Source organism: Parafrankia elaeagni, from assembly GCF_000374165.1.
Classification (GTDB): domain Bacteria; phylum Actinomycetota; class Actinomycetes; order Frankiales; family Frankiaceae; genus Parafrankia; species Parafrankia elaeagni.
Map to the genome: position 1 here is coordinate 54567 of NZ_KB893718.1, position 16140 is coordinate 70706.

13 protein-coding genes are annotated in these 16140 nt (G+C 72.6%); 2 read left to right on the forward strand and 11 right to left on the reverse strand.

All coding sequences use genetic code 11. The features are described 5' to 3' along the window. The first annotated feature begins 105 nt into the window (after positions 1–105). On the forward strand, positions 106–777 hold the full coding sequence (locus tag B207_RS0112490) for a hypothetical protein (RefSeq protein ID WP_018636877.1): 672 nt from the start codon (positions 106–108) through the stop codon (positions 775–777). Then, positions 774–3224 (forward strand): AAA family ATPase, encoded by a 2451-nt coding sequence (locus B207_RS0112495; protein ID WP_026310992.1) that lies wholly within the window; start codon positions 774–776, stop codon positions 3222–3224. The genes B207_RS0112490 and B207_RS0112495 overlap by 4 nt, the downstream gene beginning before the upstream one ends. Positions 3225–3281: 57 nt before the next feature. On the opposite strand, the gene B207_RS0112500 is transcribed toward B207_RS0112495, so the two are convergent. The 11 genes from B207_RS0112500 to B207_RS0112555 form a co-directional block, all read right to left on the reverse strand. Beyond that, positions 3282–4691 carry an MFS transporter gene (locus B207_RS0112500; protein WP_018636879.1) on the reverse strand — a complete coding sequence of 470 codons (1410 nt, stop codon included), beginning with the start codon at positions 4689–4691 and terminating at the stop codon, positions 3282–3284. A gap of 374 nt (positions 4692–5065) precedes the next feature. Beyond that, positions 5066–6469, reverse strand: a complete 1404-nt coding sequence (locus B207_RS0112510; RefSeq protein ID WP_018636881.1) for an acyl-CoA carboxylase subunit beta — start codon at positions 6467–6469, stop codon at positions 5066–5068. Positions 6470–6666: 197 nt separating this feature from the next. Further along, positions 6667–7893: a beta-ketoacyl-ACP synthase II gene (gene fabF / locus B207_RS0112515; RefSeq protein WP_018636882.1), complete on the reverse strand. Its 1227-nt coding sequence runs from the start codon at positions 7891–7893 to the stop codon at positions 6667–6669. Further along, entirely contained in the window at positions 7890–8138 is a 249-nt protein-coding gene (locus B207_RS0112520; RefSeq protein WP_018636883.1) for an acyl carrier protein, read from the reverse strand. The genes fabF and B207_RS0112520 overlap by 4 nt, the downstream gene beginning before the upstream one ends. A 186-nt stretch (positions 8139–8324) precedes the next feature. Continuing rightward, the gene (locus B207_RS0112525) at positions 8325–9266 is read right to left on the reverse strand and encodes a beta-ketoacyl-ACP synthase III (RefSeq protein ID WP_018636884.1); all 942 of its coding nucleotides are present in this window, start codon (positions 9264–9266) and stop codon (positions 8325–8327) included. Beyond that, on the reverse strand, positions 9263–10249 hold the full coding sequence (locus tag B207_RS0112530; protein ID WP_018636885.1) for an ACP S-malonyltransferase: 987 nt from the start codon (positions 10247–10249) through the stop codon (positions 9263–9265). Before B207_RS0112530 ends, B207_RS0112525 begins: the two co-directional genes overlap by 4 nt. A gap of 207 nt (positions 10250–10456) precedes the next feature. Then, positions 10457–12034 (reverse strand): PucR family transcriptional regulator, encoded by a 1578-nt coding sequence (locus tag B207_RS36865; protein WP_018636886.1) that lies wholly within the window; start codon positions 12032–12034, stop codon positions 10457–10459. Positions 12035–12055: 21 nt separating this feature from the next. Continuing rightward, positions 12056–12586, reverse strand: a complete 531-nt coding sequence (locus tag B207_RS0112540) for a lytic transglycosylase domain-containing protein (protein ID WP_018636887.1) — start codon at positions 12584–12586, stop codon at positions 12056–12058. After that, a complete protein-coding gene (locus B207_RS0112545) occupies positions 12583–13341 on the reverse strand; it encodes a tyrosine-protein phosphatase (protein WP_018636888.1) in 759 nt (252 codons plus the stop codon). The genes B207_RS0112540 and B207_RS0112545 overlap by 4 nt, the downstream gene beginning before the upstream one ends. Positions 13342–13348: 7 nt before the next feature. Next, positions 13349–14083 (reverse strand): NeuD/PglB/VioB family sugar acetyltransferase, encoded by a 735-nt coding sequence (locus B207_RS0112550; protein WP_018636889.1) that lies wholly within the window; start codon positions 14081–14083, stop codon positions 13349–13351. A 113-nt stretch (positions 14084–14196) separates the two neighbouring features. Beyond that, complete coding sequence (locus B207_RS0112555; protein ID WP_051102504.1) at positions 14197–16122, reverse strand: nucleoside-diphosphate sugar epimerase/dehydratase; 1926 nt, start codon at positions 16120–16122, stop codon at positions 14197–14199. Positions 16123–16140: the final 18 nt, after the last annotated feature.

Genomic DNA, 16140 nt, shown 5'->3' on the forward strand with positions numbered 1-16140 from the left:
TGGAGGATCGCCGTGGAGGTTGGAAGTCGTGGCCTGCCACGACCACTGCCACGAGCCTGGCCATGTTCGCGGCCGAGATCCGGCCTCGTTCTGGTCGTCGTCGCGGTGGTCGCGCTACTGGCCGCTGTGGTCGGGTGCGGCTCGCCCAGTTACCAGTATGTAACGAACAAGAAAGACGGCGCGTTCCTCAAGGTGCCGGCCGGCTGGACGCATCAGGAGATGCCCGGGCCCGCGCTGTTCGGTATCGACGCCCGCACCGTGAGCCCGGAGATGCTTCGCGGCCTGATGTCGCGGGAGTGGGTCGTCGGCCTGGACGCGGCCGAGAAGTTCGACGAGACGAGCCTGTTCGTTCCCGACGCCCCCTTGCCGAAGGGCTTCGTCCAGGTGCGGCATCTCCTTCCGGAGGAGGCCCGGGCGGTCTCCACGAATGACCTGCGCAACTTCGTCGTCTCCGTCGACGACGCGGTCGCGGCGCAGGAGGAGGCGGTCCGCAAGGATCCCTACGGCGCGCGGATGGCGCCGAACTTCCTGCTGCTCGCCGACGAGTCGGTCGCGCAGGACGAGGGCGTCCACGGAGTGCACCTGGTGTACCAGGTGGCCACGGCGGCAGGCCTGGTGACCATTGATCAGACGAGCCTGCTGGACCAGAACCAGACCGTGCTCTACCAGCTCGTCCTGGCCTGTTCGGCGCTGTGCTACGCCCAGCACGGCGGGCAGATCGGCGAGGTCACGGGCTCCTTCACGATCAAGCCGACGGACCGAGGGCAGCAGGCATGAGCACACGCGACCGGGCGGGACGTCCGGGATCCTCCACCGTGACGGGGCCCGTGGACGAGGACGGCGACGCGAGGCCGGGCGAGTCGCAGCGCCGCCGCCCCGCGGCGCTCTGGGACAGGGTGAAGTTCCTGCTTCTGCTCGGGGCGCTCTTCGCCTTCGTGGTGGCCGCGGACGTCTCGGGCAACCCACTGATGACGTGGGGCGACGCGATCCGCATCCAGGCGGAGTCGAGCTGGTGGATCCTGGCGCTGTTCGGCCTGGAGGTCGTCCACCAGATCCACATCTTTCTCGGCGAGCGGTCGGCGGGTTACTACCGCTTCTGGACGGAGAAGGTCTTCGGCCGCGCCGAACGCCGTCTGCAGCGCCTGAACGACTGGAACCGGTACCGGGTCAGCCGCGCGCTTAAGATCGTCGTCGCGCTGGCGCTGTTCCTGTTCATCTACGCGCGGATCGTCGACGAGTCCCTCTTCGAGGCGACGGTCGGGTTGCCCGGCGCGGCCTGGGGCGCGATTCCCTATGTGCTGCAGATAGTTATGCTGATGCTGGTCGTCGTCGGCCAGTTCGTCGCGATCTTCTGGTTCCTGTCCAAGGGCGGCGTCGAGGTCTACTTCCCGGAGGACATCAAGACACGGTTCGCCGACGTGTGGGGCCAGGACCACGTCGTCGGGCGGGTCCGGGAGAACGTGTTCTACCTTGAACGCCCGGAGGAGATCGAGGACCGCGGCGGTTACGTTCCGGGCGGCATCCTGTTGTGGGGCCCGCCGGGAACCGGTAAGACGCTGATCGCGGAGGCGGTCGCCGGCGAGACCGGCAAACCCTATGTCTTCGTCGACCCGGGCGCCTTCTCGGCGATGTTCGTCGGCGTCGGCATTCTGAAGGTCAAGTCGCTGTTCCGCAGACTGCGGAAACTGTCGCTGCGGTACGGCGGCGTGATCGTGTTCTTCGACGAGGCCGATACCCTGGGCAACCGTGGCCAGCTCGCCACCGGCTTCGGGGGGAAGCTCGGCGGCGCGACCCCGTTTGCCGCCAGTGCCGCCCGCCCGGGCGGGTTCGCCGGCGGCCGCGACGTCTTCTCCGCCGGGCACGGCGCCTTCGGGGTGCCGGCGGGCGTGGCGTCGGTGGACACCTGTAACGGTTTCTCCTACCTCGACACCTTCGCCCAGGCGCAGATTGCCCGCGATCATGCGCAGCGGGACAACTTCGTCATGGGTGGAATGGGCGGCGGCGGAAAGGTCGACGGGACCCTGCAGGCGCTGCTTACCGAGATGTCGGGCCTGAAGAAGCCGCGCGGCTTCCTGAACCGGGTCGTGCGGCGCACCCTCGGCATGCGCCCGAAGCCGCCGCCGAAGTACCGCATCCTGGTCATGATGGCGACGAACATGCCCCAGTCGCTGGACGAGGCCCTGCTGCGTCCCGGCCGCATCGACCGGATCTACAAGGTCGGCTACCCCAGCAAGGAAGGCCGGATCCGCACCTTCGAGGGCTATCTGGCCAAGGTGAACCACGAGCTGACGGCCGAGCAGATCGAGCGGCTCGCGATCATGAGCCCCGAGGCGACCGGCGCCACCATCAAGGACACGGTCAACGAGGCTCTCGTCCAGGCGATCAAGGACGGCCGCGAGGTCATCACCTGGCAGGACATCCTCCGCGCCCGGGTGATCAAGGAGTACGGCCTCGCCGACGACCACGAGCACATCGCCCGCGAGCGGCACAGCATCGCGCTGCACGAGGCCTGCCACGCCGTCGTCGCCTACCGCACCCAGCGTGGCCGGGTCATCGACCTGGCGACCATCGAGCGCCGCGGGGGAGTCGGCGGCTTCGTCGCGCATGTCGCCGTCGAGGACCGCATGTTCATGTGGAAGTCGGAGATCGAGATCCAGGTCATGGTGTCGCTCGCCTCGCTGGCCGGCGAACGGATGTTCTTCGACGGCGACAACACCGTCGGTGTCGGCGGCGACCTGCGCAGCGCCACCCTGCTGGTCTCGGGCAACATCTCCTCGGCGGCGATGGGGGAGACGCTCGCCTCTCGGCTCAGCATGATCGAGCACCAGATGGGCCAGGCGTCCATCGACGCGGACCGGCCGTTCGGCGAGCAGGTCGAGGCCAAACTGCGGGAGCTCTACGAGCGCACCGAGGGCGTCCTGGCCGCGAACCGGCGTGAGGTGCTGTCGCTGACCCACGCGCTGGAGACCCACAAGACGCTCACCGGCGAGGACGTCGAAGCCATCATGGAGGGGACCGTCGGCCCGACCATCGACGGCCGCCGCTACCTGGAACCCGGCTTCCTGGACGTCGCCGAGGCCTACCACCGCTCGGAGGTACTCGCCCACCGGGGGATGTACGAGAACGACGGCCTGCGCGAACTGCCCGAGCTCGGCAAGGCGGCGGCCCAGGAGGCACCGACCACCCCGCGCGCGCTGCCCGAGGGCCCGTCCACCACGAAGTGAGGCTCAGGCTCAGGATGGCGCTCAGGCTCAGGATGGTGCTCGGGCCCAGGGCGGCGCTCAGATCCTGGACGGTGTGACCGCCGGCTCCAGCGTGGCGGTGGGCTCGATCCCGTCGGTGGGCACCAGTGCGGCCGCGGGCACCAGTGCGGCCGCGGGCGCGAGCTCGGCCATGGGCGTGTGGCGGGCGACGGGCTGGTCAGCGCCAGCGCTCTCCTGCACCGCACGAGCACCGCGGCGCAGCGACGACAACGCGTAGAAGGAGCCGGCGAGGGCGGCCGCGCCGGCCAGCAGCAGGCCGGCGCGGGCACCGAATGTCTCCGCCACCCAGCCCGCGATCGGCCCGCCCACCGGCGTCGAGCCGAGGAACGCCACCGACCAGAGGGCCATCACCCGGCCGCGCATCTCCGGCGCCGCGGCCAGCTGCACGGTCGCATTGCCGGTGGAGATGAAGGCGACGCTCGCCGCGCCGACGACGACCAGCGCGGCGACCTCGAGCGCCAGCGTCGGGGCGGCCGCCGCGAGCAGGAGAACCGCTCCGAACAGGCCCGATGCCAGAGCGAGGGCACCGACACCGATGCGGCGACGCCGGGCCACGAACAGGCCACCGGCGACGGCCCCGGCCCCCATCGCGCCGGTGAACAGGCTGTAGGTGGCTGCCGAACCGTCGAAGGTCTCGCGGGCCACCAGGGGCAGCACCACCTGGAACTCGTACGACAGGGCGCCGATCACGGCCATCATCAGCAGCGGGATCCGCAGCTCCGGGGTCCGCACCACATAGGCGAGACCGGAACGCACCTGGCCGGGTGCCCGAGGCACCGGGCGGTAGGGGATCAGGGCACCGACGTCCATGCGCCGCAGGGCGAGAACGACGGCCACGAACGAAGCCCCGTTGAGCAGGAAGCAGCCGCTCGTCCCGACCAGGCTGATCAGGATGCCGGCGATGCCCGGCCCGACGACGCGGGCGGCGTTCATCGTCACCGAGTTCAGGGTGACGGCATTCGGGAGATGGTCGGCGCTGACCATCTCCTGGACGAAGCTCTGACGGGTCGGGTTGTCGACCGCGCTGATCAGACCGATCACCGCCGCCACGGCCGCGACCATCCACAGCTCGGCGGTGCCGGTGGCGTCCAGGACGCCGAGCAGGACCGCGAGCGTGGCGAGCATGATCTGGGTGGTGATCAGCAGTCGCCGCGAGTCCGAGCGGTCGGCGATCAGGCCGCCGTAGGCGCCGAATAGCAGGACCGGCAGGAACTGGGCCGCCGTCACCAGGCCGAGCTCGGTACCGGAGGCGCCGAGGGAGAGCACCAGCCAGCCAAGGGCGATGGTCTGCATCCAGGTCCCGCACAGGGAGACCACCTGACCGCCCAGAAAGAGGCGGAAGTTCGGCACCTGCAGCGCGGCGAACGTCCCGGTTCGTGACTCCGCGGTGCCGGGGGTGACAGATCCGTGCGCCAGTGACGTGACCATGCGTCTCATGCGGTGTACCTCCGCCCTCGACAACCCACGCCCAGCGAAATTTATTTCGCAATGCTAAGTAATTTTCCGCCGGTCGCCGGTCGCCGGTCCGCAACGGTGGCGGTGGATGACATCGACGCGCAGGTGGCCAGGCTTGCCACTGTCGATCCGGGCGTGCTGCCGGACAGTGAGCTGGCGCTGCTCGTGATCGACATGCGCCGGCTCGTCGACGCGACGGAGGCCAGCTGGATCCGGCTGACGGACTCCGGGCGTCCCGATCCGCCCGAACGGCGAGGCGGGCGNGGGCCGTGAGCCGCCCGCCGGAAACGAGGCGGCCGGGTGGGCCCCACATGGGACCCACCCGGCCGCCCGGTACCGCTCTGGGGCTACAGCGGGATGTTGCCGTGCACGTTCTTGTCCGGGCGGGCGGCCGCCAGCGCCTCCGCGAGCGCGGTGGCCACGGCCCCGCGGGTCTCGGCGGGAGCGACGATCGCGTCCACCACGCCGAGCTCGACCGCGCGCTCCACACCGCCGACAGCGCGGACATGCTCCTCGGCCAGCTCGGCCATCACGTCCGGGCGGCGCTGTGCGGGCACCTCGGCGAGCTGGCGGCGGTGAAGAATGCCGACCGCGGCCTCGGCGCCCATGACCGCGAGCTGGGCGGTCGGCCAGGCGTAGACGGCGGTCGCGCCCAGGCAGCGGGCGTTCATCGCGATGTACGCGCCGCCGTAGGCCTTGCGTGTCACCACGGTGACCCGGGGGACGGTGCACTCGGAGAAGGCGTAGAGCAGCTTCGCCCCCCGGCGGACCACACCCTCCCACTCCTGGCCGACACCCGGCAGGTAGCCGGGCACGTCGACCAGCACCACCAGCGGAATCCCGAAGGAGTCACACATGCGCACGAAGCGGGACGCCTTCTCCGCCGAGAGGGCGTCGAGGCAGCCGCCGCGGCGCAGCGGGTTGTTGGCGACCACGCCCACCGTCCGGCCGCCGAGACGGCCGAGAGCGGTCACGATGTTGCGTGCCCACTTGGGGTGCAGCTCCACGACCTCGTCGTCGAGCAGGCCGGCGACCAGCGGGCGCACGTCGTACGCGCGGCGCGGGTTCTCCGGCAGCAGCTGGCCGAGGTCCCGCTCGGGGACGGGGCCGATCGAGCCCTGGTCGGCGAGCAGCGCGGTGATCGCGCGGGTCTGCTCGAAGGCGGTGTCGTCGGTGTCGCAGGCGAGGTGGACGACACCGCTGCGGGTCGAGTGCACCTCGGGCCCGCCGAGGCTGTCCCCGGTGCACTCCTCACCGGTCACCGAGCGGACCACGTCGGGGCCGGTGACGAACACCTTCGCGTCCGGGCCGGTGATGACCAGGTCGGTCAGCGCCGGGCCGTACGCGGCGCCGCCGGCGGCAGCACCCAGGACCAGGGAGAGCTGGGGCACCTGCCCGGAGGCGCGGACCGTCGCGGCGAACACGCGGCCGACCCCGTCGAGCGAGGCCACGCCCTCCCGCAGCCGTGCGCCGCCGGAGTGCCAGATGCCGATGACCGGACAGCCCATCCGGACCGCCGACTCGATCGCGTGCACGATGCGTGCGCAGCCGTCCCGGCCCATCGCGCCGCCCTGGACCGTCGGGTCCGTGGCGAAGGCGACGACCTCGTTGCCGGCGACAAGCCCCTGCCCGGCGACCACGCCGGAGCCGTCGGCCGCGGCGAACAGGGACAGGGAGTCCGGGTCGAAGAAGCGGCTCAGCCGCGCCACGGGCGTGCGTGGGTCGGTGCGATCGATGGTGGACAGACTCACCGTAGGTCTCCTCGGTTGAGCGGTAACAGTCTGCTCCTGCGCAAATGGCGGTAACGCAGATGCCCGCCGTGAGCTCTTGAGAGCATGAACGTCGATTACTGCCCGGGCCGAACATGTCGTGCCGCGTTCCCAGGTGTGCCGCCGCCGTCGCGGCGGCACAGTGCCCTGGGAAGCGTCTGTCTCCCAGCCCGTGAAGGCTAGACCGTGAAGGCGAGGCAGACGTCGTGCCCGCCGAACCCGAACGAGTTCGAGAGGCCCGCGCCTTCGCCCAGCTTCCGGTTGTCGATACGCACGACGTCGAGAGCGATCTCGTCGTCGAGCGCGTCGAGGTTGCGCGTCGCCGGAACGACACGCTCGCGCAGCGAGAGGAGCGTGACCACTGCCTCCAGCGCGCCGGCCGCGCCGAGCAGATGGCCTGTCATCGACTTGGTCGAGGTGACCGCGATCGAATCGAGCGCGTCACCCAGTGCCAGCCGCAGACCCACCGACTCGGCGACGTCGCCGGTCGGTGTCGACGTCGCGTGCGCGTTGATGTGGATCACATCATCGGCCTCCAGCGAGGCCGAGCGCAACGCGGCGCGCACCGCGCGGGCCGCGCCCGCACCGGTCGGGTCGGTCGCTGCCACGTGGTAGGCGTCCGAGCTGATGCCGGCACCGGCAAGGACGCCGTGCACCCGGGCCCCCCGAGCCTGCGCGTGCTCCGCCGACTCCAGCACCACGATGGCGGCGCCCTCGCCGAGGACGAAGCCGTCCCGCCCCTTGTCGAACGGCCGCGACGCGGTCTCCGGCGCGTCGTTGCGCCGGGAGAGTGCCTGCATCTGGGCGAAACCGGCGATCGGCAGGGCGGCGATCGCCGCCTCCGTACCACCGGCGATGACGATGTCCGCCCGGCCGGCGCGGATGATGTCCAGCGCCAGCGCGATCGCCTCCGAGCCGGAGGCGCAGGCGCTGACCGGCGCGTGCACCCCGGCCTTGGCGCCGAACGCCAGACCGACGGTGCTCGCCGGGCCGTTCGGCATCAGCATCGGGACCACATGCGGCGAGACCCGCCGCGGCCCGCGCTCCCGCAGCACGTCGTGCTGGTGCAGCAGGGTCTGCACTCCGCCGATCCCCGAGGCGACGCAGACCGCGAGCCGCTCGGTGTCGACGTCCGGGGTTCCCGCGTCAGCCCACGCCTCCCGTGCGGCGACCAGAGCCATCTGCTGGCTGCGGTCGAGGGTTCTCGCCTCGACCCGGCCCAGCGGAGGCTCGACCGCCAGCGGGGCGGCGATGTGGACGGGGAGCTGCTCGACCCAGTCCTCGGTCAGGCGACGTGCGCCGGAGCGGCCGGAGAGCAGCCCCTCCCACGTGGACGGCACGTCGCCGCCGAGGGGAGTGGTAGCCCCGAGGCCGGTGACGACGACCTGCCTGGGGGAGGCCGTCACGCGGCGACACCCGCCCGCTGGATGTAGGAGACGGCGTCGCCGACGGTCTTGAGGGTCTTGACGTCCTCGTCCGGGATCTTCACACCGAACTTCTCCTCGGCGGCCACCACGACCTCGACCATGGACAGCGAGTCGACGTCCAGGTCATCGATGAAGGTCTTGTCCGCGGTGACGTCGGCCGGGTCTACACCGGCAACCTCCTCGAGGATGGCGGCGAGGCCGGCGAGGATATCGGCTTGCGACATGGGGGTTCCTCCTGTGCAGGATGCGGGGTCAGCGTCCCGGCCGGGGCCGGTAGCTGGGGCGGGGCGGATGGCCCGCTGGGGGCCGGTCCGGACTGTCGTGGTGCGGGAGCATGGCATCGTCCGGCCGCCATGCTGATGCGGGTGCCGGGGATCCCGGTACCAGGGATCCAGGCGGGGTCCGGGTGCTCAGGGGCAACGGACCACCTGCCCGCAGTAGGTGAGGCCGGCGCCGAACCCGAAGAGCAGCACCGGGTCACCCGACACCACCTCACCGGCTTCCATCATCCGGTCGAGTGCGAGCGGAATGCTGGCGGCGGACGTGTTGCCGGAGTCCACCACATCGCGGGCGATGGGAACGCCGGGCACGCCGAGGCCCCCGGCGAGCGCCTCGACAATACGCAGGTTCGCCTGGTGCGGCACGATCGCGGCGAGTTCGGTCGGCTCGACACCGGCCCGTTCACAGACCGTCCGCAGGGTGGGGACGAGGGAGATCGCCCAGCGGAACACCGCCGGGCCCTCCATCCGGAAGGCGTTGTCGCCCCGCCCGGGTACCTGGATGGCCTCCGGGCGGGAGCCGTCGTGACCCCAGACCGCGGGGCCGATTCCGCTCTCCGCCGGGCCGACGACCACCGCGCCCGCGCCGTCGGCGAGCAGGACGCAGGTGGAGCGGTCGCTCCAGTCGGTGTAGTCGGAGAGCCGCTCGGTCGCGACGACCAGCGCGTGCCGCACGCTGCCGGCGCGGACCATGTCGGCCGCGGTGGCCACGGCGTAGCAGAAGCCGGCGCAGCCGCCGTTGATGTCGAAGGTGCCGGCGGTGGACGCCCCCAGCCGCGCGGCGATCTGCGGGGCGGTGCCCGGGATCTGCGACGGCGCGGTACAGGTGGCGCCGATGACCACGTCGACGTCGGCGGCGGTGAGCCCGGCGGAGGCCAGGGCCTTCTCGGCCGCGCTGGTCCCCATCGCGACGGTGGACTCCTCCTCGTCGGCGATGCGCCGCGTCGCGATGCCGGTCCGGGTGCGGATCCAGGAGTCGGACGTGTCGACCACGCCGATGAGCTCCTCGTTGGTGACCAACCGGGCCGGGCGGTAGGTGCCGAGGCCGAGCAGGCCGGCGCCAGCAGGGCTCATGAGGCCGCCCCGACGAGCGTGGCCGCCTGGGCCGGCACGGCCGGCGGCGGCAGGTACTCGGCGACGAGGGCGCGCGCCGCGTCGAGGTCGGCCGGGGTCTTCACGGCGACGATCTTCGTGCCGCGCAGCTCGCGGCGGGCGATGCCGGCCAGCGTGCCCGCCGGCGGAAGCTCGATGACCGCGGTCACGCCGGCCTCCCGCATGGCGGCGAGGCACAGGTCCCACCGGACCGGGGCGGCGACCTGGGTGACGAGCCGGGCGACGAGGTCCGCGCCGTCGTGGACGAGCGCGCCGTCGGCGTTGGAGAGCTGGCCCAGAGCCGGGGTACCCGGCACGATCCCGCCGGCGACGGCGCGCAGCGCGTCACCGGCCGGGGCCATGTGACGGGTGTGGAAGGCGCCGGCGACCGACAGCGGGCGCAGCTTCGCGCCGGCGGGCGGCGCGTCGGCCAGCTTCGCGAGGTCGTCGAGGGTGCCGGCGGCGACGATCTGGCCGGCGCCGTTGCGGTTCGCCGCGGTCAGCCCCAGCGCCTCCAGCGCGGCGGTGACCTCCTCCGGGTCGCCGCCGAGCAGGGCGGTCATGCCGGTGGGGGTGACGGCCGCCGCCTGGGCCATCGCCCGACCGCGCAGGCCGACGAACAGCAGCGCCGCCTCCGGAGTGAGCGAGCCGGTGATCGCCGCGGCCGTGATCTCACCGACGCTGTGGCCGGCGAGCACCGCGCGCGCACCGGAACCGGCGGCGGGGGTGATCGGCAGCAGGCCGAGCTGCTCGGCGGCCAGCAGGCCGGTCGCGACGATCAGCGGCTGGGCGACGGCGGTGTCCCGGATCGTCTCCGCGGGTGCCTCGCAGCCGAGGTCGACGAGGTCCAGGCCGACGGCGGTCGACCACCACCGCAGCCGGGACTCGACGCCGTCGAGTTCCAGCCACGGACGTAGCTGTCCGGGCGTCTGGGCACCCTGTCCCGGTGCGAGGATCGCGAGCACGTCTCCACCTAACCCCGTGCGGCTGGTTGTTGTCGCTGGCGCTGAGTCACCGATGTCTCGACGGCTCGTTGTCGATGCCCTACAAAGGACCGGCGCCGACGGTACGTTAGTCCCTCGGCGGGTCACCTGGCTGAAATGTGGTGACTGGACGGTAAATCTGCTTGGTGTGACCGTTCTCGCACTGCGGGCGAGGGTCTGCCGCGTGACCTACGGACGGGGTTCGGGTCCGGATCGATCTGTAGGTTGCGCACCGTCCAAACGGCCGAGTACCAGGGCGATGTGCAGGATGAATCGCTCCCGGTGATCGGCGGGGTCGAGCCCGCAGACGTCGGCGGCCTTGCGCAGCCGGTAACGCACCGTGTTGGGATGAAGGTAGAGCGCCCGGGCGGTCGCCTCCAGCGACGCGCCGAAGTCGAGGTAGGCGCCCGCGGTCTCCAGCAGCGGGCTCCCCGCGTTGCGCAGTGGCAGGTAGACCTTGTTGATCAGGCTCTGTCGCGCGTCCGCGTCACCGGCGAGGGCCAGCTCCGGCAGCAGCGCGTTGGCCGGCACCGGCCGAGGTGCGGCCGGCCAGGCACCCACCACGTCGGCGGCGGCGAGGGCGGCGCGGGCGCTGCGCGGCGCGCCGGTGAGATCCGCCGCGATCGGCCCGACGACGACCGGGCCGGGCCCGCAGGACGGCAGCAGGGCGCGGGCGGCGTCCAGGGCCGTCTCGGCGCTGCCCGCGGGAGATGCGCCGCCCGCGGCCGGCCCGGTGCCCGCGGCGCCGGCCGCCGGCGAGGCACCCGCGGCCCCGGTCACCGGCGGGTCGCTGTCCGCCGGGCCGAAGGCTCCGCCGACGACCATCACGAGCCGGTCGTGGTGGACGCCGGCCAGGACCTCCAGCCCGGCGGCGCGGGCGCAGCGGTGCACCTCGTCGACGGCGGCCTCCGGTGAGGTCGGCGGCGCCGACCCGACGACGACGGTGACCGCCGGCGGGTTGCGCCAGCCCACCGCCGCCGCGCGTGACGGCAGCCCGCGGTCGACCTCGCCGCGTACCACGTGGTCGACGACCAGGGCCTCCAGCCGGGCGTCCCAGGCGCCCCGCTCCTCGGCGGCCCGCGCGTACACGACCGCCCCGGCGAACGCGATGTCCCGGGAGTAGCGCAGGACGTCCGCGAGCAGGCGCTGCTCGTGCTCCGGGCCGGCGAGGGTGGGCACCTCGTCCTCGATGGCCTCGACGGCGACCCGTACGAGGTCGACGAGACGGCGGAAGGTGACCGCGCGGACAAGTTCGCGCGGGGCCACCCGGAACACGTCACCGGACAGCTCGCGGGCGTGCTGGGGGCGCCGGCACCACTCGACGAAGGAGGAGATGCCGGCCTGGACGACGAGCTGGATGTCGGCCCGGTGCCGGGCCGACATCCCCGGATACCAGGGGAGGACCTCGGTCATCCGGGTGGCGGCCCGCGTGGCGAGCCGGCCGCTGGCCAGCTCGACCCGACGCATCACCTCGTCGGTCGTGCCGAGAGCTGGTCCGGCTCCCGCGCCGGCGGCGGGCTCGGTGCCGGTCGGACCGGTCGGACCGGCGTCCCCAGCGCTCCCGGCGCTCCCCCGGTGGTCGCCGCTGCCGTCGTCGTCGGCCGGTCCGGCCGGCGCGGTTCCCCTGCCGCGTGACGTCGAGGACGGGACCGGAGTGGAGGAGGAGAAGGAGGCCGCGGTGGCCGGGGAGAGCGACGGCGGCAGCGGTGGGTGGTCGGGTGGCGCTCCGCTGGCCCGACTGACCGCCGCTACCTCGTCATCTGCCACGGGAGCCAGGATGTCATGGCCTCAGAGCTGGTTCCGGTAGGTGGCTGCCCAGTCATGGACCCGGGCCACGTAGGCCCGGGTCTCGTGGAAGTCCGGGATGCCGCCGGCGGTGCGGACGGCCTGCGGCCCGGCGTTGTAGGCGGCGAGAATCAGGGAGGTGCGGTCGCCGGGCAGGTCGGCCAGCGAGCTGGCAAGGTGTGCCTCGTAGTGCGCGGCGGACGGGATGGCGTCGCGCGGCTCCAGCGGGTCGGCCCGGCCGTCACCGTTGCCGTCGACGCCGAACTGCGCCCAGGTGGTGGGAAGGAACTGCATCAGCCCGCGGGCGCCCGCGGGGGAGACAGCGGACGGGTCGAAGCTGCTCTCGACCCGGGCCTGGGCGGCGAGCTGTGCCGCGCTGAGCCCGCCGTAGGTCGCGGCCGCCGCCTGGAACAGCGGTACGAGCTCGTCCGGGACGTCCGCGAACGCCCGGTCGAAGATGTGCGAGCACCCGGAGATCAGGCCGAGGACGCAGACCAGGGCCAGGATCGCCGGGGCGGGCGCACGCCGGGTCACGTGAGCAGCCGTGCCCGCAGGGAGCGCAGGTCGTCGGCGGAGACGCCCGCGGACCGCGCCCAGGCCGCCGGACCCCCCCAGAGCCGGTCCACGCCGTCCAGGAACCCGTGCATGACCTCCCGGCGGCAGAGCATCCTGTCCACCGTGAGCGGGTTGTTCGGCCGGTTGTAGGAGGGGAGGCGGACCAGCCGGGCGTCGACCCGGGCGATGCGTTCGTTGGTGAGGGCGTAGTCGTCGACGATCTCCTCCCGGCCGACCCCGACGATGCCCAGGACGAGAGCGGCGAGCACTCCGGTGCGATCCTTGCCGGCGGCGCAGTGGAACAGCGCCGGCCCGGTCTCCGGCCGGGCGAGCAGGTGGACGGCCCGGCCGGCCGCGTCACTGGCGAGCCGGAGGTAGTCCAGGTAGTGCTCGACGCGGTCGCGCGACTCCAGGTCCGTCACGATCGTCGGGTAGCGCGGGTCGTCCGGCATGACCCACTGCGCCGCGGGGAGAAACGAAAGGTTGTGGTAGTCGACCGTCTGCTGCTCCAGCGGCCCGCGGCCCTCCCGCCCCGCCTCCTCCTCGGCCCGCAGGTCGAGGACGGTGCGCAGCCCGAAGGTCTCGCACAGCCGGGTGACATCCGCCGCGGTGAGCTCCTGCAGCGTGTCGCTGCGCAGCAGCACGCCGTGCCGCGTCAGCCTGCCGTCGGCCGTGGGGATGCCGCCCAGGTCACGGGTGTTGTCGGTGCCTGCGAGGTCGAACCAGCGGTGCACCTGCCGATCATAGGTCCGGGCGCTGGGGCCTCGGCTCGGGTTCGCGCATTCTGGGTGTGACGAGCGGCGGGCGGGGGGCGTCGGCCCCCGCCCGGTCGATCGGGCGGGCCGGCACACCGGCCACGACGAGCCCGGGGGCGACGTCGCCGGTGACGACCGCGCCGGCGCCCACCACCGCGCCGGCGCCGATCCGGGTGCTGCGGACGACGCTCGCCTGCATGCCCACCCAGGCCCCCGGCCCGACCTCGACGGCGCCGCCGATCCGGGCTCCGGGGGCGACAGTCGTGTAGTCGCCGAGACGGCAGTCGTGGGCGACCCCCGCACCGATGTTCACCAGCACGTGCCGGCCCGTCTCGATGTTGGTGGTGAGGCTCGCGAGCGCGCAGACGACGGTGCCCGGCCCGAGTTTGACATCCCCGCCGAGGTAGGCGCGGGGATGCACGAGTGTCGCCGGGCGGCGCCCGTACGCGCTGGCGTAACGGTCGATCCGTTCCCGGGAGGCGGCGGCGCCGACCCCGATCAGGTAGTCGGCCTCCAGGCCGGCGAGCAGATCGAGGCCGCCGAGCACGGCGGATCCGCGCCGGGCCAGGGGTTCGGGATCGACCTGCCCGTCGTCGAGGAAACCCAGGAAGCGGTAGGCGTCTCCGCCGGCGGCGGCATTGATCGCCTCCACGAGGTCCAGAAGCTCGCGGCCATGGCCGCCGGCTCCCACGATGACGAGCTGGCGTCGGTCGGCGGGCACCGGGCGACCGTAGAGCGACGACCCTCCCCGTTCAATCAGACACTCTGAGTAGTTGAGATGGGTGACCGGTGAGGCGGGCCGGGCCGTCGACGCGCGCCGCTGACTCCCACTGGTCATCCGGCACGCACGTCGTCCGCCACCGGGCCGCCCTGGCTCGGCACGACGGGCACGACCGGCACCGGCGGGGTGGACCGGGTCAGCCGGTGCAGCGCCGTGCGGATCACCGTCGGTTCGGCGTACGGGTCGAGGGCGCGGGCGGCCACCGGATCCAGCGGGGGCACCGGGACCTGGGAGATCAGCGGGTGCCGCGGCCGGGTGTCGAGCTCGTCCGGGCCGAGGAGCACCTCGTGCAGCTTCTCGCCGGCGCCGAGCCCGGTGTAGACGATGTCGACCGGTGTGGGCGCCCGTGCCGCGAGACGCCGGGCGACATCCGCGATGCGCACCGGTTCGCCCATGTCGAGGACGAGTGCCTCACCGGCGGAGCCGAGCGCCCCGGCCTGCAGGACGAGCTGCACCGCCTCCTGGATGGTCATGAAGTACCGGGTGACCCGCGGGTCGGTGACAGTGAGCGGCCCGCCGCCGGCCAGCTGGCCGGCGAAGACCGTCAGCACCGAGCCGTTGCTGCCGAGCACGTTGCCGAAGCGGACACTGACCAGCACACCGGGTGCGGTGGCGGCGACGTGGGCGGTGAGCCGCTCGGTGATCCGCTTCGAGTAGCCGAGCACACTGCCCGGGTCGGCGGCCTTGTCGGTGGAGATGTTGACGAGCCGCTCCACCCCGCAGGCGACCGCGGCCTCCAGGACGTTCAGCGTTCCCCACAGGTTCGTCTTCACGGACTCGCCGGGGAAGCGCTCCAACAGCGGCAGGTGCTTGAGCGCGGCGGCGTGGAACACGACCTCCGGCCGGCGCCGCGCGAACAGCTCGGCCATCGCCCGGGCGTCGCGGATGTCGGCGAGCACGATCGTGTCGTCGTCGAGCATCGCCCGGCCGTGCAGGGAGAGCTGGACGGCCCGCAGCGCGGACTCGTCCCGGTCGAGCATGATCAGCTCTGCCGGGCCGAAGGAGTGGATCTGCCGGCACAGCTCGGAGCCGATCGAGCCACCCGCGCCGGTCACCAGGATCCGGCGGCCGGCCAGGTAGACCCGGGCGGCTGTCATGTCGGTCCGTACCTGGCGGCGTCCGAGCAGGTCGGCGAGGTCGAGGTCGCGGATGTCGGCGACCCCGACCGTCCCGTCGACGAGATCCACGACCCGGGGGAGCACCTTCACGGCGAGCCCGGCGGGTTCGGCGAGCGCGCTGATCTCGCGGAGCAGTGCGCCGTCCGCGCTGGGGATGGCGACCAGCAGTGTGCGTGCGCCGGTCGACGCGGCGACGGTCGCGATGGCATCCCGGCCGCCGCGGACCCGGACCCCGGACAGCTGCAGATTCCAGCTGTCCGGGTCGTCGTCGAGCAGCGCGACCGGCAGGTAGGGGCTGTCGGGGGTGCGCAGCATCGCGCTGATCACCCGCTGCCCGCCGTCGCCGGCCCCGAACACGATCAGTGGCTCGGCGCCCTCCAGGGTCGGGCGGCGCAGCCGCTCCTCCAGCAGCCGCCACAGGTAGCGGACGCCGAACATCAGGACCAGGGTCACCGCACCGCCCAGCGGCGGCACGGTGAGCGGCGTCGGCCGCGGCGTTCCGAAGGCCAGGATGACGAGCAGCACGCCGGCGACGGTGACGACAACCGAGATGAGAATGCCCAGAACCTCGTCGAAGCCGCCGAACCGGTAACGCCCCAGATAAAGATGCAGCGCCGTGCCCGAGAAGTGCAGCAGGCATACGGCGAGAAACAGAATGACCCAGAATCCCGGGTCGGCGAGTGCGCCCGGATCGAAGTCGAACCGCCCGACCTGCGCCGCGATGAGCCCGAATGCCAGCGCGCAGACGTCCAGGGTGATCTGCAGTCCGACCCGCTGGCGGAGATTGAGCCGCGACACGCGCTGTGCGACCGCTGTGGTCCACAGACCGTGCCGCGGTCCGTCTACTCTACGTCTCCACATGAGTCCACAGAGTAATTG